The organism is Pseudonocardia sp. (assembly GCF_029263155.1).
Classification (GTDB): Bacteria; Actinomycetota; Actinomycetes; order Mycobacteriales; family Pseudonocardiaceae; genus Pseudonocardia.
This window is the reverse complement of the sequence record NZ_JAJCYB010000108.1, coordinates 12209-35287: the sequence shown is the minus strand read 5'-3', so window position 1 is coordinate 35287 and position 23079 is coordinate 12209. Positions and strand designations below refer to the sequence as shown.

The following is a 23079-nucleotide window of genomic DNA, read 5'->3' as shown; positions in this document are numbered from 1 at the left end:
CTCGGGCACCTCCATCCCCTCGAAGACCGAGGTACCGGGAACCGCGCCGAGCGCCGTGACCGACCAGGCCGCGGCGAGGGCGATCTGCGCCAGCTTCTCCCACTCCACCTGCTCGATGCAGTCCACCGCCTCCGCCGGCAGACCCGCCGTGTCGAACGCGGCCGTGATGGCATCTACGCGGGAGCTCGTCGCCCCGTCGAGCTCGCCGAAGTACGCGGTCACCTTCGCCGACAGGGTGTTGCGCACCACACCCGGTTCGACCAGCGTCCCGCCCTCGATGGTCGAGGCACCGATCACCCGGTCGCGGCCGAGCCACTGCACGAGCTTCGCGTCCTTCTCGACCGTGTTCTGTACGGACAACGCGGTGGCCACCGCGTTCCGCAACGGCGCCGCGTCCTCGAGGGCCTGCGCGGTGTCCTTGCCCTTCACCCCGAGGATGAAGTAGTCGAAGGCCCCGGTGGCCTCGGCCGCCCGGTCGACCGCCCGCAGGTTGTCCGTGATCCGCATGTCGCCGCGACGGCCGACGATCCGCAGGCCGTCGCGTCGGATGGCGGCGACGTGGGCCGGCCGGCCGACCAGGGTGACCTCCACGCCCGTGCTCGCCAGGTAACCCCCCAGGACCGAGCCGAGTCCGCCGGCGCCGAGGATGACGACGCGCATCAGAGGACCCCTGCCGCTTCCAGCCGCTGCGCGAGCAGGTCCCGCTCGGCGCCGGACAGCCGGGCGGTGACGGGCGGACGCATCGGGCCGGCGCGCAGGTCCAGCAGCTCGAACCACGCCTTGAGATGCGGCATCGCCGCCACGTAGGAACCGGTGGCCGCGATGCGACCGATGAGGACCTCGTCGTAGACCTGCCGGATCGGGTCCAGCTTCTCCGACACCGGCAACGCCTTCTCGAGATCGCCCGCCAGCGCCAGATCGGTGTAGCGGTGCAGGTCCGAGCGCCGCTTCCCGTACAGGAGCAGGGAGAGCTCGCCGTAGAGGACCCGGCCGCCGAAGAGCGCGGCGTCGTGCGCCCAGTACCGCTCGTTCGGCTCGCTGATCACGAGCCGGTCGCCGGCCCGGCGGCGCAGGGCGATGCTATCCGTCCAGCTCAGCGTGCCGTTCTTCACCCCGATGACGTTGGGGTGCTCGGCGATCCGGAGCACGGCGTCGTGGCTGTACACGAAGCCGGAGACGGGCGTGCGGTAGAGCACGAGCGCGAGCCCGGTCGCGGGCGCCACGAAGTCGAAGTACGACACCACGTCGTCATCGGTCTTCAGCTGCACCGACGGGTTCATGATCTCGGCGCCGGTGAAGCCCAGGGACTCCACGTAGCGCATCTTTTCGATCGCCTGGTACGCGGAGGACTCGAGGATGATCGTGAACAACGGCAGGCGGCCGGCGGCGGCGTCCGCGACGACCTCGTGGTACCGCCGCCACTCCGCCAGGGTCATGTTCCATCCCTCGGCGAAGAATCCCCCGACGACCAGGCCCGCGCAGCCCATGTCCACGAACGCGTCGATGTTGTGCCGCAGGCCTGCTTCGTCCAGCTCGAAGTCGTCGGTGAGCGGGGTGAGGGGACACATGTAGAACCCCTTGAGGTTCTCGGCGGCCCATGCCCTGGCGTCGTGTCCGAGCTGGGTCGTCGGCTTCGTCGTCGCTGTCATGCTGTGTTCGGCTCCCTGACTGAGTCGGCTGGTTATCGGTTCTGCTACGCCGTGCGGCCGGCGCCGGTGGGCTGGGCGATGATCCGCATGCACAGCTCGCGCCATCGGCGGCCGCACTCCCTGGCCGCCTCGTCGACGTCCGCGGGCACCTCGGCGTAGGGCGGTCGGATCGGGCCCGGGACGCAGTACCCGGCCGCCTCCATGCGGATCTTCTCCAGCTGGATGTTGTACGAGGCGAACGCGGCCGGGTCGGACAGGACCCCGAGCAACGGTTCGTGCGCCCGGGCGATGTCGGCGCCGAGCCGGCTGATCGAGGCGACGTCGTGGTTCGCGGCGGCCCGGAGGATGGCCAGCGCCGGTGCAGGCCCCATGGAGGCCGACGTCGCCCAGCAGGCCTGCGCGGCGTCGGGCGAGACGGCGTAGAACTCCTCGGTCATCAGCTCGTTCCCCAGAAACTTGATGGCGCCGTGGGTCGCCTCGAGCAGTTGCGCCAGGCCCGCACTCGAGGAGGCCTTGGCAGACACCACGTTCGGGGCCACGTCCGCGACCGCGGCCCAGAACTCGAGGGGGAAGTCGTAGCGGAAGGCCCTGGAGTTGGCGTAGGCCATGATGTCGAGATCGGGGAACGCCTCGGCGATGTCGCGGTAGTAGCGGATTGCCATCGGTGTGGTGAGCGGTTGCCACATCGGGAGTCCGAGCAGTGAGCCCGTTGCTCCCCGGCTCTGCACGAACCGCAGACGCCGGACGACCTCGTGCGTGCCGAGCGCCGTTGCCCCGATGAACGTCGGAACGCGCCCGGAGACCGTGTCGACCACGCAGGTCACCAGTGTCTCGAAATCGGCACCGGACAACGTGGCGCACTCCCCGGTCGTGCCCAGGGCGACGATCCCCTGTGCGCCGTCGCCGATGAGGTTCTCGATCAACCGGGAGGTCTCGTCGGTGTCGACCGTGTCGGTGGCGCTCCATTCGTCGGCGCCGGGGCGGGCCGGGGCCGGGATGATCGCGTAGAGGCCATGGAAATCCTCTGCTCGCATGTCGCACCTTCCGCAGGTGTCGAGACGAATCGAGTGGAGCCGGCGTCCAGGACGAGCACGCCCTGCTGTGGACACCGCTCGATCCGAGGGATCCCCGCGGGAGCTGCCACGCGGAGCATCTCGGACCAGGTGTCGGACGAACGACCTACTACGAACGTCGGACTTTACGAGCCGAGTATGAGCCGGCAGGGGTAGACGTGTCAACGAGATCGGCGCAGGACCAGTCGACAGTGCTGCAGAGCGCAGCAGGGGTCAACGCACGGCCCGCCGATCCGGCCGCGCGTGGACGGTTGCCCTCTCTCAGCGGGCCCGGAACGGCGACGGAACGCCCTCGGCCGCACTCGGCCTCGGCCCCAGGGACCGGTACACCGCGTTCAGCCGCACCAGGTGGTTCTGCATCGCCTGGGCCGCGCCGTCGCCGTCGCCGTCCTCGATCAGCCGCAGGATCTCGACGTGGTCGGCGTCGATGCCGGCCCACAGCTCCTTCTCGGAGGGCTGGAGCACGAACTGCGACCGGATGACGCCGAACACCGGCACGGTCACCATCTGGAGCAGCGCGTTTCCGGATGCCTCGAGGACCAGGACGTGGAAGCGCCGGTGGTGGTGGAAACGTACGCCGGTCTCGGCCCGCTCCGCCTCCAGCGCCTCGCGCAGGTCGACGAGGTGCTGCTCGGTGCGCCGCTCCGCGGCCCGCCGCGCGGCCGGCACCTCGAGGAGCTCACGCGCCTCGAGCAGTTCGTCGAGACTGATCGCCTCGGTTCCGCTCAACAGCCCCAGACCGGTCTCGAGGTACTCGCTGATCGCCGTCGGGTCACTCTGCGCAACGAACGTGCCGCCGTTGGCGCCGCGCACCGAGTAGAGGAGGTTGGCCGACGCCAGCACCCGCAGTGCCTCACGGACGGTGCCCCGGCTCACCCCGAAAGCCGTCGCGACGTCGCCCTCGCTGGGCAACCGGTCCCCCGGCGACAGATCGCCCCGCACGATCAGCTGCCGCAGTTGGTCGGCCACCTGCTCGTAGGCCGGCCGGATACGGTTGACCGAGTCCAGCGACGCGGTCGCCCGGCCCTGCACGACCCGGCTCGTCGACTCGGTCATCGGTGTCCTCACCCGTCCCTGCGGGCTCCGACAAAGCCCGACCTCGTCGATCCTAGACGAGGTCGGACATGACCCAGGGCGCGCGCTCCGCGCAGGTCGCCCCCGTCGGGTCAGAACGTGGTGACGGGGTGGAATCGCCGCCGGAAGTAGACCGCAGGCAGGTCCTCGCCCATCCGGACACCCTCGACCTCCCCCACGAGGATCACGTGGTCGCCGCCCGGGTATCGGGCGTGCGCCGTGCAGTCCAGGGTGACGCAGGCCCGGGGCAGAACCGGCAGCCCGCGCTCATCGGCGACGAACCCGGCGTCGGCAAACTTGTCCGCGCCCCGGGTCGCGAAGCGCTGGGCCAGCTCGGCGTGCTCGGGATGGATGACGTGCACGATCCAGCGCTGCGCGACATGGAAGACCGGCGCGCATTCGGCGGTCTCGGCCAGGCAGACCAGCACGAGCGGCGGCTGCATCGAGACCGAGCAGAACGAGGTCGCCGTGAATCCCCACCAGCGGCCCGTGATGTCGGTCGTGGTCACGATCGTGACGCCGCTGGGGAACGTGGCCATCGCCTCACGGAACAGGCCGGCCCGCTCCGCGGCGTCGGAACCGGGAATCATGAGATGTGTGCGCCATCGGCCGGCGCCGACGGCCGCACCGCGCCACCGAACTCGTGGTCCATCCGGGTGCGCTTGGTGGTCAGGTAGCTGATGTTGTCGGGGTTCGGGGTCACGACCAGCGGCTCCCGGCCGAGGATCCGGATGCCGTGCCCGGCCAGGCCGCGGTACTTCGCCGGGTTGTTGGTCATGAGCCGGATCTGCCGGATCCCGAGGTCTCGCAGGATCTGCGCTCCGACTCCGTACTCCCGGCTGTCCACCGGAAGGCCCTGGACCAGGTTGGCGTCGACGGTGTCCAGGCCCGCGTCCTGGAGGGTGTAGGCGCGCAGCTTGTGACTCAACCCGATGCCGCGACCCTCGTGTCCGCGCAGGTAGACCACCACCCCGCGGCCGGCCTCGCCGATCCTGGTCATGGCCGCGTCGAGCTGCTCGCCGCAGTCGCAGCGTCGGGAGCCGAAGACGTCCCCGGTCAGGCACTCCGAGTGCACGCGCACCGGCACGGCGTCCCCGGATCCGACGTCACCGGCCTGGTGGACAGCACCCAGGACGAGGGCGACGTGCTCACCGTCGTCGACGAGCGACCGGTAGGTGATCGCGGTGAACTCGCCGTGCTCGCTGGGAACGCGGCCCGAGGCCTCCCGGCGCACCAGGGCTTCGGTCCGGCGGCGGTGACGCACGATGTCGGCCACGGTGACCGAGACGAGCCCGTGCTCGGCGGCGAAGCGCGCCAGCTCCGGGCGGCGCGCCATCGTGCCGTCGTCGTTGGTCACCTCGGACAGCACGCCGGCCGGGAACAACCCGGCGAGCCGGCACAGATCGACCGCGCTCTCCGTGTGCCCGGCCCGCCGCAGCACGCCACCCGCCCGGGCCCGCAGCGGGAACACGTGGCCCGGCCGGGACAGGTCGCCGGGCCGGGTGGCCGGATCGACCAGCGCGCGGATCGTCGCGGCCCGGTCGGCCGCCGACACCCCGGTGCTCGTCACGCCCTTGAGGTCCACCGACACCGTGAACGCCGTGCCACGCGGGTCGTCGCTGTCGGTCACCATGAGCGGTAGGTCGAGCTCGTCGGCCCGCGCTCCTTCGACGCCGACACAGATCAGCCCGCTCGTGTGTCGGATCATGAACGCGAGCGTCTCGGGCGTCGCCAGCTCTGCGGCCGCGACGAGGTCGCCCTCGTTCTCCCGGTCCTCGTCGTCGACGACGAGCACCATCCGGCCCCGGCGCAGCTCCACCAACGCCGTTCCGATCCGGTCCGTGTCCGCTCCCTGTGCATGGCCACGTCGGCCCATGTCGCCGATCTCCTCCTCCGGCGTCGATCCTCCGACGCCCTTCCCGTCAGCCGAGATATTCGGACTCCAAGACCAGGTCCTTCACGAGCGACTGGTACTCGGTGTGGGCCTCGTGCTCGGTGGTGCGCCAGTGCCGGCCCTCGTGCATGCGCATGAACTGCCGGTACGCCGGCGCGCCCGGGATCCGGACGTTGTCGGCCACGACGACGGAGCCGGGGTGCAGCCATTGCCGGTCGAGGATCCGCCGCAGGTCGGGGAGGTAGGCGTCCTTGTCGTGGTCGACGAACACGAAGTCGAGCGCGCCCGCGGCGAAGCCGTGCTCGGTCCGCAGCCGCTCCATCGTCGGACCGCCGTCGCCCAGCGTCCCGACGACGATCGTGACGCGATCGCCGACGCCCGCGTGCTCGAGGATCCTGCGGGCGATCCGCGCGTTCGCCGGGCTGAACTCGATCGAGTGGAGCCGGGCGTCGGGCGGCATCGCGCGCACCATCCGTAAGGCGCTGTAGCCGCAGTACGTCCCGAGCTCGAGCAGCACTGCGGGCCGGATGCGCCGCACGACACGGTCCAGGATCTCGCCCTTGTCCTCCCCCACGTTGATCAGGAAACTGCGCTCGAGGCAGAACCTGTCGATGGCCCGGATGACATCGTCCACGTCGCCGGCGCGGGCGTGCCGCGTCACGTACGCGACGAGTGCGTCCTCCCGACCGTCGCCGACCTGCCAGGTCGTCTGCAGACGTCGATGGCCGAGAAGCATCCGGAGGAAGGACCACCGCAGGAACAGCGCAGGCTTACCGGCGAGCTCGTTGGCGACCACGGCCGCGCCGAGCGCCCCGGCGGCCCACAGTACGGGCCGTCCGCGGTGCACCCGACCGGACCGCAGCGCGCCCGTGGCCGTGCCGACCACGGCGCCGGCCACGAGCGACGTGAGCGAGGAAGCCCTCACGGTCCCCCCCGAGACGCCACGACGTCAGTCCTCCCACACGAGGCCGTCGACCTCGCCGACGAGGCGGAGCCCGGTGCTCAGCACCGGCATGTGGGACATGGCGACCTTGACCGGCCCGACGAACTTGATCTTGCGCGTCATGATGGCGTTCGCCGCGCTGATCTCGCCTGCCGCGACCCGCCGCCACACCGCGGACGTGGCGGTGAGGACGAAGTCCGGCTTGCGGTCCGGGATCGGCGCGCCACCGTAGACGGCCTCCCCCTGCTTGATCTCGATCTGCGACACGTGCCCGGCCTCACCCTGGACCCGCCACTCGATCACCATGGACAGCTCCTTCCCACCGTCCCTGGTCTCGGGTGTCGCGTTCCAGAGATCGCGGTATGCCTGCGCCCACTCGGACGACATCAACGCTACGGCGCTCATCGGGGATTCCTCTCCTTCTCCACAGTGGTCGATCCACTGTGGTCACACGGGGTACACCAGGTAGCGGGGCGGGGTGTTGTCGAGCACCACGATCCGCTTCTCGAACAGGGCGACATCACCGTCGAGGACGACGAGGTCCTCGCAGTGGCCGCTGACCAGGATTCCGGCCTCACCGGAGGTGGCCGTGTAGGACACGATCACGTTCGACCGCACCTCCCACCGGTCCTCGCCGACCTCGCGCAGCGCGGTCCGCTGGAGGACGTGCCGGGTGTCGTAGGGCTCGACCGTGCCCTGCCAGACCTCGTCGATCATCTTCACCCGGTCGACCAGCCGTTCGCGGCGGTCGTCCATCATGTACGCCAGCGGCAGGCCCTCGCGGAGGTTCTCCATCGCGTGCACGCCGTAGGCGCATTCCGGGGCGAACAGCCCGAGCCACGCCGGGAAGTCGCGGTCGTCGACCGCGCCCGCGTACGCCGCGAGGAGCTCGTCCACCAGGTGCGCGGCACGGGCCCGCCGTTCACCGTCCGTGGTCGGCAAAGCCCATCACCTCCCGGTAGTGGGCCCACCAGCCGGTGTTCGCCACTTCGTCGTTCTGGGACGACTCCGACAGGGGTCGCCCGACACCGGCGACGAAGCGCTGGTGGCCGCCGTCGCGCGCCGTCGCCTGGACGCGGTTGTAGATCGCGGCGTCCTCGATGCTGATGAAGCCGCTGGGCCCCAGCAGGTTCGACGACTGCCGGACGCGGTGCCGGGCGTAGTCCTCGTCGTCGCTCGCGTGGCCGAAGAACGTGTACCGCACCTCGGTGCGGTTGACCCCGAGCGGCCGGGCGAACCGCACGTTGATCGTGTCGACGTGCCGGACGATCCCGGTGACCGGCCGCAGCGCCACGACCCGCGCCCTGCGGTCGTCCCCCATCGGCGTCACCACGCTCGGATCGGCCAGGAATCCGTTGTCCGCGTAGGGCTGCGCGTCGTACAGGATGCACATGTGGCCGTACGGCTCGGTGACCACGACCTTCCCCTTGCCGCCCTGCCAGTTCAGCAGCTGGAACGCGCGGTGCAGCAGCGGCGCGTGGTACGGGTCGTTGTCGATGTAGGTCTTCCAGTTGGTCTGGAACACGACCGTCTGGTAGCCGAGCAAGGTCAGGTCACCGTCGTCGACCATGCAGTCGCGCAGCGGCGCGGCGGCGTCGCCGAGGAAGGCGTCGAAGTCCGGGGGCTGCTCCGCCATGCTGACGAAGACGAGTCCCCACGACTCGGTCACGTGCAGTTCCCGCAGGCCGTAGTCCTCCTCGCGGAAGTCCGGCCGGAACTGCATGCGGCGGGGGGCGCCCGCGAACGTTCCGTCGTTGTCGTAGAGCCAGCGGTGGTACGGACACTCGAACCGCTCCGTGACCCCGCACCGGCGCTGCTCCAACAGCGTGCCCCGGTGGGCGCAGGAGTTGACGAACGCCCGGACGCGGTCGTCGGCGCCGCGCACGACGAGCAGCGGGACATCGGCGAGCCAGGTGGTGCGGAACGCGTTGCGCTCGGGCAGCTCCGCCCGGTGCGCGACCGGGTGCCAGTACGGGCCGAAGAAGATCCTCGCGAGCTCCTCCTGGTACACGTCGGGGTCGCTGAACACCTCCTTGGGGATGTCCGCAGCGGCAGTGAACCGCTCCCGGATGCGCCCCTGCATGCGTTCGAACTCGCACGTCCGTCCGCCGTTCATCGCTGCCCTCCTGCTGCCGGGGTGACGATGTGGGTCACCTCTCCGAGGCCGTCGACGAGCCGGGCCCACGTGCGGCCCTCGTCCTCCGACACGTTGACCTCGCCGCCCGTCGTGCCGTGGTAGAGCCGCAGGCCGCCTCCTTCGGTGAGCTCGCCCTCCAGCGCCCACACCATGTCGAACAGGCCACGCCCGTCGTCGGGACCGAGCCGCGCCCACGTCGAGCCGCCGTCGTCGCTGCGGAAGAACCCCACGTCGGCACCGCGGCGGCGGCGCAGCTTGGCGGGCGAGAGGAAGTAGACGTTCCCGTTGAGTGCGCCCCGCGCCAGCTGGCGCATCGAGGCCCACTTCGGCGGAATCCCGTCCGCCGCCGCGAGGAAGACCACGTCGGGGTCGGTGGGATGCGCCACGATCGCGTCCTCGGTGTAGATGCGGTCGCCGAGCCCGTCGTTCACCTGCTCCCAGCTCCGGCCGCGGTCGGCGCTGCGGTAGACGCCCTTGCCGCCCCGGTACGGCTTCGTGTCCTGGCCGGTCGTGACGATCAGGCGATCCGGGTCCTCGGGGTGCAGGACCACGCGGTGGATGTCGTGGCCGAGGCCCTCGACCTCCTCCCACGTCTCCCCCCGGTCCTTGCTGCACAGCAGGGAGCCGACCTCGATCCCGGCGTAGAGGACATCGGCCTCCAGCGGGTGCACGGCGATGGTCCGGACGTGCCCGATGCCGGGACGGATCGGGAAGCTCCACCTCTTCGCTCCGGGGAGTGCGAGGAGGTCGCCGCACTCGGTCCACTCCCCGTTCTCCCACCGCAGGAGGTGGGCCGGCTCCGTGCCCGCGTAGAGGGCGCCCGAGTGCGGATCGAACGCCAGGGCGCGCACGTCGCGGTGCGCGAGGCCGGCACCGAGGTCGTGCCAGTGAGTGGCGCCGGACTCCCCGAGGAACACGCCCTGCTTGTGCACCGCGACGGCGACGCTGTCGCCGTGCGCGGCCATGGCCATGACCTGTCCGGGGAGCTCGGGCCAGCGCTGGACCGCGCCGTCCGCGGAGACCGTCAGCACCCCCTGACCGGTCGCTACGACGGGCATGGCGCCACCGCCCCAGCCACCGGCCGGCTGCCGGGCCTCACGGTTCCACCCGCGGGAGGAACGGCTCGGGGATCACGAGCTGGTGACTCACGACGATCGCGTCCACGTGGCAGTCGATCGCACAGAGCCGGCACGAGTGGCAGTCGTTGGCGTAGACGATCTTGGCTCGCCACTTCGTGTCGGTCCACGGCTCGTCGCCCTCCACCAGCCGGATGACTCCGGTGGGGCAGCTGTCGATGCAGACGTTGCACCCGTCGCAGATCGCCTCGTCGATACTCTCGATCACGGAACCCGCACCTCCTCGCGGTACCGCTCCGGCACGGTGTAGGGACTCGGTTGGCGGCCCGCCGGAGCCGGGACCGGCCACCTGTCGAAGGGCAGGTCGCGCTCGCCGAACTCGAGGTCCAGCTCGCCGCCGTCGCCGCGGCGGACGAGGAGCCACTTGAGCCACTCGTCGTTGTCGGCGTAGGGGTGGTCCACCCGGAACAGCTCGCCGCGGCTCTCGGTCCGCTTCTTCATCGCCTCGCAGGTGATGATGGCCAGCGTCAGGTAGGCGCGGGCCTCGTGGGCCTTCTTGAGCTCCTGGTAGTCCGGTGCGAAGACGTAGCGGAGCATCCTGTCGCGGATGCGGTACAGCTCGGTCAGCGCCTCGTCGATGCGCGCCTCGGTCTTGAACAGCGCGAAGGTCGGGTTGGCCGTGGCCTCGCCGATCGCCTTCCACACGTCGACCGGCCGGATCTGGCGCAGGCGCCGCATCGGGGCGAAGTACTCGGCGAAGCTCTGCTGCGCCTGCTCCTCCCACACCGCGACCGGTGTCGTCGAGGGGCCGAACGCGACGGCCGCCGTGCCTGCACGGTATCCGGCGACCGCGGAGAAGCTCGAGATCCCGCTGCCCGAGATCCCGGACATGAGGTGCGGGCACGCCGTCCCATAGCCCACGGCGAACAGCCCGGGCACGGTGGTGGCACCGTCCAGGTCGATGGTCGGACCGCTCGTGCTGCTCGTGCCGAGCACGATGAACGGCGTCACCTCGAGGAGGTCCGTCGAGGGGTCGACCTCGAACTCGGTGAACGCGCGCCGCACCGTCGGGGAGACCTCGTAGAGCACGTCGAGGTCGGCCTGCTTCACGTGGCGCAGATCGAGGTAGCAGGGGCCGCGGCCCTCCACCATCTCGGTCATGATCGCCCGCGCGATGGTGAACAGCCCCCCCTTGTCACCCCAGATCGGGTCGTAGCGACCCATGAAGTACTCGCCCGCGGCGTTGCAGAACTTGCCACCGATCCCCTGGATCTTCGCCTGGCCCGGCGTGAAGAACGACTTGTTGAAGTAGCTCCAGGCCGCGAACTGGCCGAACTCCATGCCTGCGAATTCGGCGCCGACCCGCCACGCCGCGACGTGGCCCTCGCCGTTGCAGTGGTCGGCGAACGCGTAGTGCAGCTTGGGGTACCACGGGCCGGTGTTGAGGACGACGGCGCCGGCGGTGAAGACGTGGCGCTGACCGGTCATGACGTTGACGCCCACGGCGCCGCACACCGCACCGGTCGTCGGCCGTTGCCCGTCGGTGGTGAGCAGGTCGATCACGTCCACCCGCTCGAAGAGGCGCACGCCCGCCGCCTTCATCCGTTTCTTGAGGATCTCCATGCAGACGCGCCCGTCCACGCCGAGCGTCGTGCCCAGGTTGTGCCCGCGAACGGTGACGTACTTGAGCGACCCGTCCTCGTGGGTGGTGTAGGGGACGCCCCACACGATCTGTTCGTTGATCCGGTCGTAGGCCTCGGCGATGTACTGCTCCACCCAGTCCTGGTCGGCCAGGTAGTTGCTGCCGACGACGAACTCGCGCATCCACTCGACCATCTCCTCGCCCTCGAGCCGGTGGTCGGGGGCGTACTGGCTGTGGACGTAAGTCATCGGGCCCGCTCGGGAGACGACGGCCTTCTCGACCAGGATCACCGACGAGCCCAGCTCCGCGGCCCGCAGCGCGGCCCGCGCCCCACCGATCCCGCCGCCGACGACGAGGACGTCGCACTCCTCGATGCTGGCTTCCAACCTGCCGTTCACTTCTCCGTCGACTCCTTCTGGTGTGGTGCGGAACCCGGTCACGGCTTCACGAGGATCTTGATCCGGTCCTCGCGGCTGTCCAGCAGCGCCACGAGGCCCTCCTCGATGCCCTTGTCCAGCGGCACCCGCGCCGTGATCTGCGGTTCGAGTGCGACCGTCCCCTCGGCCATCAGAGCCAGTACCGCGGGGAAGTCGTCGAACATGTCGTAGCCGAAGACGAGCCGCAGCTGCGGCTCCTTGATCAGGTTGCGGTTGACGTCGAGCGGGGCGGCGCCGGCCCATGACGACATCTCCATGAAGCGGCCCTGCTTGCGCAGGCAGTCCAGGCCCTGCGCGAAGGCGTCGGGGCTGCCCGCCGCGTGGAAGACCACGTCGACCCCGGTGCCCCGGGTCTCGTCGATGATCCGCGCGGTGGTCCCGGGATCGTGCGGGTCCAGCACCGCGGTGGCGCCGAAGTCGCGGGCGAGACCCGCCCGGACCGGGCTGCCCTCCGTGACGTAGATCCGCGCCGCTCCGGCGGCCCGCGCGCACTGGATCACCGCGAGCCCCAGCGGCCCCGCCCCGAGCACCAGTACCGTCTCGCCGACCCGCAGGTCCGCGCGGCGCACCGCGTGGAACGCCACCGCGGTCGGCTCGGTCAGCGCGGCCGCCTCCAGGTCCACCGCGTCGGGCACCGGGATCGCGAGGCGGGAGGGCACCGCCGTGTAGGGCGCCAGGCCGCCGTTGCGGGTGAACCCGACCCAGCCGGGCGCAGCGCACAGGTGGTAGAGCGCCCGGGCGCAGTAGTGGCAGTGTCCGCAGAAGTCCATCGGGACCACCACGACGGCCTCACCGATGCGGGACCTGTCGCCGCCGGAGCCGACGTCGACGATCCGGCCGGAGACTTCGTGACCGAGGACCACCGGCGGCTGCGAGAACGTGGGCCCCGCCGCGTACTCGTGCAGGTCCGTTCCGCACAGTCCGGTCGCCGCCACCTCGACGAGGACCTCGTCGACCTGCGGCGCCGGATCGGGAACCGACTCCAGCACGACGTCCTTGTTGCCCCTCAGGACGATCGCATCCATCCGGCTCACCCGGTCCTCTCGTCGATCCGACGGGTCTGCGGTCGCCACGGTGGCGATCCGGTGTCGTGCTCACATGTCCTCGAACGCCCGGAACCGCACTCCCGCGGTCATGCCGCCGTCCACCGGCAGCACGGCGCCGGTGATGAACGATGCGTCAGGCGACGCGAGGAACACGGCCGGCGCCGCGATCTCCTCGGGCCGGGCGAAGCGCTGCATCGCGCAGGTGTCGGCCATCATCGAGGCGTGGTCGGGATGCTCGGCGAGGAATCGCTCGATCCTCGGCGTGCGGGTGCCCCCGGGCGCGATCGCGTTGACCCGGATGCCGTCGCGGGCGAAATCGAGGGCCATGTTCTTCGTGAGGAGGATGACCCCGCCCTTGCCCGCGCTGTAGGCGGAGCACCGGTTCTCGGCGAGAATGCCGGCGGTCGAGGCCACGTTCACGATCGATCCGCCACCGGCTTCGCGCAGCAGGGGGATCACGGGCTTCGACATCTGGAAGACGCTGCCGAGGTTCGCGTCGAGCTGGCTGCGCCATTCCTCCTCGCTGATCTCCTCGACGTTGCGGGCCAGGTTCACCCCGACGACGTTGAACAGCGCATCGACCCGGCCGAACCCGGTCCGGGCCCGGTCGGCGACGCGGGCGGCGACATCGCTACGGCAGACGTCGCCGGCCACGCCGCTGACCCGGCGACCGGATGCGGTCAGGTCGGCCACGGTCGCTTCCAGGCCCGGGGCGTCGGTGTCGGCCAGGACGCAGCTCCCGCCGTCCCGGCACCACAGCTCGGCGATCGCCCGGCCGATCCCCGCGGCTGCGGCGGTGACGATCGCGACGCGCCCGTCTCCGGGACCAGCAGCGCTCACGCCGCCTCGATCGCGCGGGCCGGGCAGCGGGCCACCGCCCGGCGGGCGGTCTCCTCCGACCCCGGCGGCACCTCGGTGCGCAGGCAGCGTCCGGTTCCCTCGTCGTCGAAGTCGAACAGCTCGGGAGCCAGCGCGACGCACTCGCCGTAGCCCACGCACTTGCGCGTGTCGAGCACGATCCTCACGGGAGGGCCTCGCCGATGACCGGCTGCTCCTGCATGTACCGCAGCCAGGTCGCCCAGAACCGGCGCTGGTTCTGCTCCGCATACCCGCTGGGGATGGCCCGGCCCGGGCCCGGCCAGTCCCCGTCCGGGGCCAGGTCCATGCCCATCTCGTAGTTCAGCGGACCGTCGCCGGCGAACGGCCCCTGCACGGCGGCGGTGATGGCGCGCCAGGTCTCGGTGTCGTCCTGCTCGAACACGCCGGCCGGGCCGAAGGTGCGCACGTACACCGCCTGGGACGCCTCGCGGAACCATTCCGGGGCATCCCGCTCGACCAGGAACCAGGAGGTGATCTCCATCCGGTCGTGGGCGAGCGGTCGCCACGACCGGAACGTCACGAACGGGGTCGGGATCGACATGTGGTCGGACGAGAGCGTGACGTTGATGAACGAGAGGTTCGGGAACACCGTGGCGTGGATGAACGCCGACCGGCGGAGCATCTCCTTGTGCAGCGGATCGGGATAGGACGCCGACATCTGGTCGATGACCTCGTCGGGGTATCCCTCGTACTCGGGGAACTCGGCGAGCGTGGGGGGATAGCCGAGCACGCCGATGCCGTGGCCGTTCTGGAGCCCGATGTGCGCGGGGGAGCTCGCGAAGTTGGGATCGCCGGGCGCCATTCCCAGCTCGACCATGGAGCGGTGGGCCATGAGCGTGTGGTAGGCGTCCCCGACGAAGTTCTCGGCGCCCAGCTTCCAGTTGGCCTCCACGACCCACCGGTGGGGTGCGCCGATCACCTCCATGCCGGCTGCCGTCTTCTTCGCGACCAGGTCGAGGTAGAACGCCATGTCGCCGAGGTAGTCGACCAGGCTCGGCGCCGAGGGGTCGACACTGCCGAAGATGAATCCCGAGTAGGAGTCGACGTGGGGGATCGGCCGCAGCCCCCACTCGTCCTTGCCGAAGCCGCCGGCGTAGGCCTCCTTCATCGCGGGGACCCCGACGAGGTCGCCCGTGTTGCTGTAGGTCCAGCCGTGGTACGGGCAACGGAAGTGGGACGTGTTCCCCATCTCCGTGCGGCACAGGAGGGTGCCGCGGTGCCGGCAGGAGTTCGACAGCGCCCGGATCCGGCCCGACTCGTCCCGACAGACGATCACCGAGTCCGCCCCGATGTAACGGACGACGTAGTCACCGGACCCGGGCAGCTCCGACTCGTGACCGAGGAACACCCAGGTGCGCCCGAAGACGCGGCGCATCTCGAGCGGGTGCAGCGCCTGGTCACTGATGGCGCGAGCCGGTAGCCGCCCCTTCTGGAGCCCCTCCGCCACGTCGCGCAGCGAACGCTCGACGTCATCGGTCCGGTGGGTTGTCATGGGTCAGCACCTCTCGCATGTGGTGGGGGGCAAGCTCGCTCAGAGGACGACCGAGAGGCTGTCGACCGGGAGCGTCGAGTGGTCGAGCAGAACCTCGCGGCGCGCGAGTCGGAGCGAGCCGTCCATCCGCCGCAGCACGTCGGCGCGTTCGGCGGAGAGCAGATCCCAGCCGCCGTGGTCCCCCCTGCTCCGGAAGAACAGCAGGTTGGAACGGACGGCCAGCTCCTCCGCGGTCGCGCCCGGCGACGTCCGGATGTTGCTCACGAAGTGCCGGGTCCGCGAGGGCGGATCCTCCGCCCAGGAGAACTCCGTCTCCGTTCGCATGACGCGCATCTCGAGCCCGGTGAGGTCGTCGTCCCAGTGGGCGATGGCGCTCACCCATCCCGGACCCGCGGCGCGTTCCCGGGTCGTCCGCAGCGGAACCAGGTAGCGGACGTCGTCGGTGAGCAGAGCCAGCCATTCCCGGAGACGTCCGGAGTCGAGCAGGTCCGCTTCCCGGAACATGAACTCCTGGACGTCGTCGGCTACTGCCCGATCGACCGTTTCCGCGGTGCCCATCAGATCCTCATCCCTCTGCTCTACAGATGCGTCCTCTGTGAGAGGGGACACTAATAGTGTGTCCGCATTCCCGTCAAGTAGGTCCGACCATCGGTGAATGGCGATCCGAAAGCCGCTGGAACACTCCGATCTGCGCGGTCGAAGACTGCTGAATACTCCGCATTGCGCGAGAATTCGGCCCGTCCACTCCACTTTGCGCAAGCATCCCTGGCTCAGCCGCGACGGGTGCCGTGCGCCTCGCGCACCGTCCGCGACGGCGGCACGCCGAACTTGCGACGGTAGGCCACTCCGAACCGGCCGAGGTGCACGAAACCCCACCGCAACGCCACCTCGGCCACCGTGACGGGTCCCGGCCCCGGCGCCGAGAGCTCCGCGTGGACCCGCGTGAGGCGCACCTCGCGCAGGTAGGTCATCGGGGGCATTCCCACGTGCCGCCGGAACCCGTCCTGCAGCGCCCGCACGCTGACACCGGCCCGACGGGCGAGATCGGTGGCGGTGAACGGCAGCTCGGGATGGCTCTCCATCAGGTCGACGGCGTCTCGGACCGCCCGCGGTTGCACGTTCGGGTACGGGTCGTCGAGCACGTCGGAGTAGCTGTGCGGCTGCGCCAGGAGGAACCCGTGGAGCAGGAGGTGCTCGAGATGTCGCGCCGCGATCGGCTGCTGGGCGATACCGACCGGTCGCGCACACTCGCGCTTGAAGAACGCGAGGACGGCGAGCCAGCCCTGACTCGCCGCTGCCGTCAGGTCCATGCTCGTGGCGAACCTGATGGGCTTGGCCGCCGGCCGCCCGAGCAGACCCTCGAGCTCGAGCTCCAACGCTTCGCGGGCGAACTTGACACACAGCTGGGCGCAGTCCCCCGCCCAGGTGATCCCACCCGGGAGATCCGGGAGGAACACCGCGGCTCGCGAGGGGGAGCTGACCACGCGATCGGTGCCCGACCACGAGATCGCGGTGCCGGCGAGGGGCACGTTGATGTAATAGGAGTTCAGCGGCTCGTCGTTGATGACCTCGACATCGACGCCGTAGCGCAGCACGCCGACGGTGACGCCTCCGAGGCTGACCGCCGAGAGCCGGACGTCCAGACGCGGAGTGGGTCCGAGAAGCTCCAGATGGTGTGGTGTGTAGACCCGGGAGACCGCCTCCCTGGCCTCGACCGGCTCACCGATCCGAACCGTCGGGTGGCGGTGCAGGGTTTGTTCGTGCGCACTCGCACTCGCACTCCTCCGACGACCCGGAGGCTCGAACGGCCCGGCGGCCGGCGACATGGAGCACGCCTCATTGCCGTACGGGGACGACATGTCTCGGGGATGCCGCCTGCTGGAGCTCGGCCTGCACGGCCGCCACCTCCAGCTCGGTGGCGAGCCCACGGCGGACGAGGGCCAGCGCCCGCGGCCAGTTCATGGTCAGGGCGGCGTGCACCCAGATGCCGTCGTGGTAGAGCACGGCGCGGCGCCCGGCATCGCCCTCGACCACGGCGATCTCCCACTGCGGATTGACGCGGCCGACCAGCTCGACCCTCGTGCCGTGCTGGTCGGACCAGAAGTACGGGATCGCGTCGTGCACCCGCGGGGTGCCGGGATGCACGATGTTGTGCGCCACGATGCCGGCCCCCTCCACGGCATTGGTCCAGTGCTCGACCCGCACGTGGCGGCCGAGATGCCGGTCGTACCAGCGGGCCACGTCACCCAGCGCGAAGACGGTCCGATCGGCGGTCGCGGCGAGGAACTCGTTGACCAGCACCCCGTCGCGGATCCGTAGCTCCGACCCGGCCAGCCAGCCGGTACCCGGCGTGACCCCGATGCCCACGACCACCGTGTCCGCGGGAAGACGCCGGCCATCGGCCAGCACCACCTCCCGCACCCGCGGGTGTCCCTCCACGCGCTCGGCCGCGACACCGCACCGCACGTCCACCCCGTGGGCCCGGTGCCACGGGGTGAGCATGCCTCCTGCCTGCTCACCCAGCGCCGCGGCCATCGGGGCAGGCAACACCTCGACAAGGGTCACCGGTACCCCGAGACCACGGGCGGTCGAGGCCACCTCGGCCCCGACGAAACCGCCACCGATCACCACCAGCGGCCCGCCGCGTTCGAGATCGGCGCGCAGGTCGAGGCAGTCCTGCAGGGTGCGCAGCACATGCACGCCCTCCCGTGGGGGCCCCGGGAGCCGCCGCGCCACCGCACCGGTCGCGATCACCAGCCGGTCGTAGCCGACCCGCTCCCCGGACTCCAGGTCCACCACCCGCGCCGCCGGATCCAGCCCCACCGCGCGGGACGGGAGCACGGTGGCTCCCCAGCGCCGCGCCGGGTCACCGAGCCCGGCACGCTCCGGGTCCCACGCCCCGGCGAGCAGCTGCTGGGACAACGGTGGCCGGTCGTAGGGGCGGGCCGCGTCCGGGTCGACCAGCACGATCTCGCCGGTGAACCCGGCCGACCGGAGCTCGGCGACGGTCCGGACGCCACCGACCGACGCCCCGACCACCACCACGCGGGCGGTCACGCGTCCTCCAGCCGGATGGCGGCGACCGGGCAGCTGCGCACGGCAGCGGTGACCGCTGACCGGTCCGCCGCGGCGACCCGTGCGTGCACCAGTACGACCTTGCCGTCGTCGTCGAGGTCGAACGCGCTCGGCGCCGCGACCACGCAGTTCGCATAGCCCTCGCACCGCTGGACGTCCACCGCGATCCGCGTCATGCACCCTCCGTTCTCCATGGCTCGGCTCCCCGGCTAGTCCGGGAGGAGCACGTTGACCGCCTTCGTCTGGCTGAAGGACACGAGCTCCTCGAGGCTGTCCTCGCGCCCGATCCCCGAGTTCTTGAACCCGCCGAACGGGACGCCCCAGAAGTGGCGCGACGACCCGTTGATCCAGACGTAGCCGGCGTCCAGCCGGGCCGCGAGGGAGTGCGCCGCGCCGACGTTCTCGGTCCACACGGCGGCCGTGAGGCCGTAGTCGACGCCGTTCGCGATGCCGACGGCCTCGTCGACGCCGTCGAAGGTCATGACGGACAGCACCGGACCGAAGACCTCGGTGCGCGCGAGCGCGCTGTCCCGGGCCACGCCCGCGAGCACCGTCGGGGCCACGAACCAGCCGCGCTCCCCTGCGCCCTCCGGGCGGCCACCGCCCGTGACGATCTCGGCGCCGTCTCCGCGGGCGGTGTCGATCGCGCCCAGCACCCGGTCGTAGTGGGCACGTGTGATGAGCGGTCCCATCTCGGTCTCCTCGGCGAGCGGTTCGCCGACCCGGATCCGCCCGACCAGCGCCCGCACGTGCTCGAGGACCTCGTCGGCCAGGTCCCGGTGCACGAGCAGCCGGCTCGTCGATCCGCACGACTGGCCCATCGTGGCGGTGAAGTTCATCCCCGCGACCGCCCCCGCCGCGACCCGCACCGGATCGGCGTCCGGGAGGACGATCATCGCGTTCTTGCCACCGAGCTCCAGGGTCACGTCCTTCACGCCGGTCTCGGCGGCGTCGCGTTGGATCGAGCGGCCCGTCTGCTCCGATCCGATGAACGCGATCCGGCGCACCACGGGGTGGCGCACGAGGGCACGCCCGCTGTCCGGGCCGTGCCCGGTGATGACGGTCAGCAGCCCCGGGGGCAGGACCTGGTCGGCGATCTCCGCGATGCGCAGGGCGGACAGCGGGGCCTGCTCGGGGGCCTTGAGCACCACGGTGTTGCCGGCGACCAGCGGCGCGGCGATCTTCGACGCGGCGAAGAACAGCGGGTGGTTGTACGGGACGATCCGCGCGACGACCCCGTAGGGCTGCTGCAGCGTGTAGTGCAGGTGCTGCCCCGACGCCGGGATCGTGCGCCCGCCCAGGCCGAGCGCGAGGTCGCACATGACCTCGACGTACTCGGCGGCGGCATCGACGTCCAGTCGCATCGAGCTGATCGGGAAGCCCCCGTCGAGCGCGTCGATCGCCGCCAGCTCCTCGCGGTGCTCCCGCAGAGCTGTCGCGAAGCGCCGCAGGTGGCGGGCCCGCTCCCGGGGCGCCGTGCGCGCCCAGGCCACCTGTGCGGCCTGGGCTGCAGCTACGGCGTGCGCGACGTCCTCGGGCGTGCAGTCGGGTACCTCGGCGAGCGCCAGTTCCGTGGCGGGGTTCTCGGTGACGTAGCGCCGTGCCACGTCGCGCCGCTGACCCGCGACGACCACGCGCCACTCGCGATCGATGACCCGGTGGGCAGGCGGCGCTTCGGGAACTACCATGACGAGATCTCTTCTCCTCGGCTCACGCTGTCGGTACGTCGGACGCGAGGACCGCGTCGCGCAGGCCGCTGTGTTCGTCCGTGAGCCGCTGGGGGTCGACGTGCACCCGGGCGGCGATCAGCCGCCGGCTCAGGTGCACCTCGCCGGCGCAACCCACGCCGAGCATCGCGACCAGCGTCGGGCCGGACAGGTAGAAGGCGCCGAACCTGCCCCCCTCGAGGCCGCCCCGGACGACGACGCGGTCCGCCCGCTCGGGGAAGCCGGCGACCTGCAGGTTCAGGCCGAACTGGTCGGACCAGAACCAGGGCACCCCGTCGAAGGATTCCCGGATGCCGAGCATCGCCCGCCCGGCCGCAGTCCCCTGGTGCTGGGCGTTCTGCCAGTGCTCGATCCGGACGCGTCCACCGAGGACGGGTTCGGGACGGTTGGCGACATCGCCGGCGGCGAAGACGTGCGGGACGGATGTCGTGCAGTACGCATCCACCTCGACGCCGTCGGACACCCGCAGCCCGGCCCCGACCGCCAGCTCGGTGTCGGGCACGGCGCCGACCCCGACGACGACGACGTCGGCGTCAGTGAACCGGCCCCCGTCCGCGGTGAGGCGCGCGCCCCCCGAGCCGACACTCGCCCCGGTGACCGGCGCGCCGGTGACGAGCCGGATACCCCGGCCGGCGTAGAACGCCCCGAACAACTCGCCGACGGTCCGCCCCAGCACGCGCTGGAACGGCGCCTCGGTCGCTTCCAGCATCGTGACCCGGCAGCCGAGCGACGCCGCGCTGGAGGCGAGCTCGGCGCCCACGAACCCGCCGCCGACGACCGCCACGGACGCTCCCGGCCGCAGTCGCGACCGGATGGCCAGGCAGTCGTCGACGGTGCGGAGCGCGAACACCGGGCCGCCCGCCGGCCCGAGGCCGGCCGGCCACCGGGGGTGGGCCCCGGTCGCGAGCAGCGCGCGGTCGAACCCGACGTGCTCGCCGGTGTCGAGCCGGAGCGTGCGACGGTCGGGGTCGAGCGCGTCCACCCGGACGCCGAGCCGCACGTCGATCCCCTGCTCGGCGTACCACTCCGGGGGCCGCAGCAGACAGTCCACCGGGGTCAGCTCGCCGCGGAGCAGCGCCTTGGACAGGGGCGGGCGGTCATAGGGCAGGTGCTGCTCCGCGGAGAACAGCAGCACCCGCCCGTCGAAACCCTCCCGGCGCAGGGCCTCGGCGGCGTGCACGGCCGCCATCCCGCCGCCGACCAGGGCCGCCACCCGGCCACGCGTCACCGCGCGGCGCCTTCGTCGCCGCTCAGCGTGATCGCGGCCCCGGGACACTCGCGCACCGCCGCGCGGACGGCGTCGTGCCGCTCGACCGGAATCTGCTCGAGTGCGATGACGGCCTTCCCGACCGAGTTGATCTGGAAGACGTCCGGCGCGGCCTCGACGCAGAGCCGGTAGCCGCAACACCGGCGGGGGTCGACCTCCACACGCATGACCTGTGCACCTCGTTCTTGATCTGTTCTGGACTCAGGTGAGCGGCGGACCGGGCGGACCGGTCCGACGGCTGATCGTCTGCAGCTCGGTGTAGGCGTCCAGGCTGGCCGGGGAGAACTCCCGGCCCAGGCCGCTGCCCTTGGCCCCGCCGAAGGGGGCCCGCGGATCCAGCGAGGTGAAGCTGTGGCTGTTGACGAACACCGACCCGGTGTCCAACCGTCGGCCCAGGTCGAAGGCCCGGTCCTCGTCCGCGGTCCAGATCGAGGCCGCCAGCCCGTACTGCGACCGGTTCGTCAGCCGGATCACCTCGTCGAGCTCGGTGTAGCGCAGGATCGGCACCGTCGGGCCGAACTGCTCCTGCTCGACGACCGCCAGCCCGGGATCGGCGTCGGTCACGACACTGGGCATCATGAAGTGCCCGTGCTCCCAGGCCGCCGTGTCCAGCTTCTGCCCGAGCGTGGTGACCACCGCCCCGGCGGCCCGGGCCTCCTCCACGATCTTCTCGACCGAGGCCTTCTGGGCGGCGTTGTTCAGCGGCCCCATCGTGGAGCGCGGGTCGTCCCCCGGCCCGACGACGATCTCGTCGACCGCGGCGTGGAAGGCCTCGACGAAGCGGTCGTGGATGCGGGTCGGAACGTAGATGCGCTTGAGCCCGAAGCAGACCTGCCCGGTCGTGCCGAACGCGCCCTTGGCGATCCGCCGCATGGTCTCGGGCGAGAGGTCCACGTCGTCGAGCACGATCGCGGGGTCGTTGCCGCCGAGCTCGAGGGTCACCCTCTTGATGTCCTGCGCGGCCACGGCCATCACCTTGCGGCCGGTGTCGGTGCCGCCCGTGAACCCGATCTTGCGAATCAGCGGGTGCGCCACGAGCGACTCTCCGGCCGCGTCGCCACCGGTGACCATGTTGAGCACTCCCGGTGGGAAGTGCTCCTGCAGGGCCCGGATGACCTCGGTGAGCACCAGCGGGGAGTTCTCCGAGGGCTTGAGCACCACAGTGTTCCCGGCGACGAGCGCCGGGGCCAGCTTCATGAACGACAGCACCACGGGGAAGTTCCACGGCGTGACCGCGGCCACCGGCCCGATCGGGCGGCGCCGCGTGATCGTGATGCCGCCGGCGTCGCGGATCCGTTGCTCGGCCAGGGCCTCGACCGCGATGCCGGCGGTGTAGCCGCAGATCCCGGAGGCGAACTCCAGGTCGATGTGCGCCTCTTCGAGGATCTTGCCGTTCTCCCGGCTCAGCAGCGGCGCGTACTCCTCGATCATGTCGTGGATCACGCCGGCGGCCGCGAACAGCGCGCCCTGGCGCTCCTCCACCGGCCGCGACGCCCACTCCGGAAACGCCGTCGCGGCCGCGTGCACCGCCTCGTCGACCTGTTCGGGTGTGGCGTCGGGTACGGACCCGAGCAGCACCCGGGTGTCGGCCGGGCTGACGACGTCGATCGTGCGGTTCGACGTCTCTTCCCGTCCGTTGATGATGAGCTTCGCGTTGATCACTGATGT

At 71.1% G+C, this 23079-nt stretch carries 25 protein-coding genes; all 25 read right to left on the bottom strand.

Annotation, left to right across the window (positions count from 1 at the left end):
* Window positions 1–660 (bottom strand): 2-dehydropantoate 2-reductase N-terminal domain-containing protein (locus Q1K26_RS22615; RefSeq protein ID WP_300016640.1); only part of this gene is annotated, 660 nt, incomplete at its 3' end.
* Window positions 660–1649: a dihydrodipicolinate synthase family protein gene (locus Q1K26_RS22610; RefSeq protein WP_300016637.1), complete on the bottom strand. Its 990-nt coding sequence runs from the start codon at window positions 1647–1649 to the stop codon at window positions 660–662. The genes Q1K26_RS22610 and Q1K26_RS22615, both read right to left, overlap by 1 nt.
* A gap of 44 nt (window positions 1650–1693) precedes the next feature.
* Window positions 1694–2683, bottom strand: a complete 990-nt coding sequence (locus Q1K26_RS22605; RefSeq protein ID WP_300016634.1) for a dihydrodipicolinate synthase family protein — start codon at window positions 2681–2683, stop codon at window positions 1694–1696.
* Between the two features lie 300 nt (window positions 2684–2983).
* Window positions 2984–3778: an FCD domain-containing protein gene (locus Q1K26_RS22600; RefSeq protein ID WP_300016632.1), complete on the bottom strand. Its 795-nt coding sequence runs from the start codon at window positions 3776–3778 to the stop codon at window positions 2984–2986.
* A 110-nt stretch (window positions 3779–3888) separates the two neighbouring features.
* Window positions 3889–4386 (bottom strand): flavin reductase family protein, encoded by a 498-nt coding sequence (locus tag Q1K26_RS22595; RefSeq protein WP_300016629.1) that lies wholly within the window; start codon window positions 4384–4386, stop codon window positions 3889–3891.
* The gene (locus Q1K26_RS22590) at window positions 4383–5672 is read right to left on the bottom strand and encodes a bifunctional 3,4-dihydroxy-2-butanone-4-phosphate synthase/GTP cyclohydrolase II (RefSeq protein WP_300016626.1); all 1290 of its coding nucleotides are present in this window, start codon (window positions 5670–5672) and stop codon (window positions 4383–4385) included. Before Q1K26_RS22590 ends, Q1K26_RS22595 begins: the two co-directional genes overlap by 4 nt.
* A gap of 46 nt (window positions 5673–5718) precedes the next feature.
* Window positions 5719–6615, bottom strand: coding sequence for an O-methyltransferase (locus Q1K26_RS22585; protein WP_300016623.1), 897 nt, complete (start codon window positions 6613–6615; stop codon window positions 5719–5721).
* A gap of 24 nt (window positions 6616–6639) precedes the next feature.
* Window positions 6640–7038 carry an SCP2 sterol-binding domain-containing protein gene (locus Q1K26_RS22580; protein ID WP_300016620.1) on the bottom strand — a complete coding sequence of 133 codons (399 nt, stop codon included), beginning with the start codon at window positions 7036–7038 and terminating at the stop codon, window positions 6640–6642.
* 42 nt (window positions 7039–7080) lie between these two features.
* Window positions 7081–7575 carry an aromatic-ring-hydroxylating dioxygenase subunit beta gene (locus Q1K26_RS22575; RefSeq protein WP_300016617.1) on the bottom strand — a complete coding sequence of 165 codons (495 nt, stop codon included), beginning with the start codon at window positions 7573–7575 and terminating at the stop codon, window positions 7081–7083.
* A complete protein-coding gene (locus Q1K26_RS22570; RefSeq protein ID WP_300016614.1) occupies window positions 7556–8749 on the bottom strand; it encodes an aromatic ring-hydroxylating dioxygenase subunit alpha in 1194 nt (397 codons plus the stop codon). Before Q1K26_RS22570 ends, Q1K26_RS22575 begins: the two co-directional genes overlap by 20 nt.
* Window positions 8746–9828 (bottom strand): sialidase family protein, encoded by a 1083-nt coding sequence (locus Q1K26_RS22565; protein ID WP_300016611.1) that lies wholly within the window; start codon window positions 9826–9828, stop codon window positions 8746–8748. Before Q1K26_RS22565 ends, Q1K26_RS22570 begins: the two co-directional genes overlap by 4 nt.
* 37 nt (window positions 9829–9865) lie before the next feature.
* Window positions 9866–10114: a 4Fe-4S dicluster domain-containing protein gene (locus tag Q1K26_RS22560; RefSeq protein ID WP_300016608.1), complete on the bottom strand. Its 249-nt coding sequence runs from the start codon at window positions 10112–10114 to the stop codon at window positions 9866–9868.
* Entirely contained in the window at window positions 10111–11886 is a 1776-nt protein-coding gene (locus Q1K26_RS22555; RefSeq protein WP_300016605.1) for an FAD-binding protein, read from the bottom strand. Before Q1K26_RS22555 ends, Q1K26_RS22560 begins: the two co-directional genes overlap by 4 nt.
* Before the next feature lie 38 nt (window positions 11887–11924).
* Window positions 11925–12950 (bottom strand): 2,3-butanediol dehydrogenase, encoded by a 1026-nt coding sequence (locus Q1K26_RS22550; RefSeq protein ID WP_300016602.1) that lies wholly within the window; start codon window positions 12948–12950, stop codon window positions 11925–11927.
* Between the two features lie 69 nt (window positions 12951–13019).
* Window positions 13020–13811: a glucose 1-dehydrogenase gene (locus Q1K26_RS22545; protein WP_300016599.1), complete on the bottom strand. Its 792-nt coding sequence runs from the start codon at window positions 13809–13811 to the stop codon at window positions 13020–13022.
* The gene (locus Q1K26_RS22540) at window positions 13808–13996 is read right to left on the bottom strand and encodes a ferredoxin (protein WP_300016596.1); all 189 of its coding nucleotides are present in this window, start codon (window positions 13994–13996) and stop codon (window positions 13808–13810) included. The genes Q1K26_RS22545 and Q1K26_RS22540 overlap by 4 nt, the downstream gene beginning before the upstream one ends.
* Entirely contained in the window at window positions 13993–15342 is a 1350-nt protein-coding gene (locus tag Q1K26_RS22535; RefSeq protein WP_300016593.1) for a Rieske 2Fe-2S domain-containing protein, read from the bottom strand. The genes Q1K26_RS22540 and Q1K26_RS22535 overlap by 4 nt, the downstream gene beginning before the upstream one ends.
* Before the next feature lie 39 nt (window positions 15343–15381).
* Window positions 15382–15900 (bottom strand): aromatic-ring-hydroxylating dioxygenase subunit beta, encoded by a 519-nt coding sequence (locus tag Q1K26_RS22530; RefSeq protein WP_300016590.1) that lies wholly within the window; start codon window positions 15898–15900, stop codon window positions 15382–15384.
* Window positions 15901–16112: 212 nt separating this feature from the next.
* On the bottom strand, window positions 16113–17168 hold the full coding sequence (locus tag Q1K26_RS22525) for an AraC family transcriptional regulator (RefSeq protein WP_300016646.1): 1056 nt from the start codon (window positions 17166–17168) through the stop codon (window positions 16113–16115).
* Between the two features lie 10 nt (window positions 17169–17178).
* The gene (locus tag Q1K26_RS22520; RefSeq protein ID WP_300016587.1) at window positions 17179–18399 is read right to left on the bottom strand and encodes an FAD-dependent oxidoreductase; all 1221 of its coding nucleotides are present in this window, start codon (window positions 18397–18399) and stop codon (window positions 17179–17181) included.
* Complete coding sequence (locus Q1K26_RS22515; protein WP_300016584.1) at window positions 18396–18593, bottom strand: ferredoxin; 198 nt, start codon at window positions 18591–18593, stop codon at window positions 18396–18398. Before Q1K26_RS22515 ends, Q1K26_RS22520 begins: the two co-directional genes overlap by 4 nt.
* A gap of 33 nt (window positions 18594–18626) precedes the next feature.
* The gene (locus Q1K26_RS22510) at window positions 18627–20105 is read right to left on the bottom strand and encodes an aldehyde dehydrogenase family protein (protein ID WP_300016581.1); all 1479 of its coding nucleotides are present in this window, start codon (window positions 20103–20105) and stop codon (window positions 18627–18629) included.
* Window positions 20106–20127: 22 nt separating this feature from the next.
* Complete coding sequence (locus Q1K26_RS22505; RefSeq protein WP_300016578.1) at window positions 20128–21372, bottom strand: FAD-dependent oxidoreductase; 1245 nt, start codon at window positions 21370–21372, stop codon at window positions 20128–20130.
* The gene (locus Q1K26_RS22500) at window positions 21369–21578 is read right to left on the bottom strand and encodes a ferredoxin (protein WP_300016575.1); all 210 of its coding nucleotides are present in this window, start codon (window positions 21576–21578) and stop codon (window positions 21369–21371) included. Before Q1K26_RS22500 ends, Q1K26_RS22505 begins: the two co-directional genes overlap by 4 nt.
* A 34-nt stretch (window positions 21579–21612) precedes the next feature.
* Window positions 21613–23073, bottom strand: a complete 1461-nt coding sequence (locus Q1K26_RS22495; protein ID WP_300016572.1) for an aldehyde dehydrogenase family protein — start codon at window positions 23071–23073, stop codon at window positions 21613–21615.
* Window positions 23074–23079: the final 6 nt, after the last annotated feature.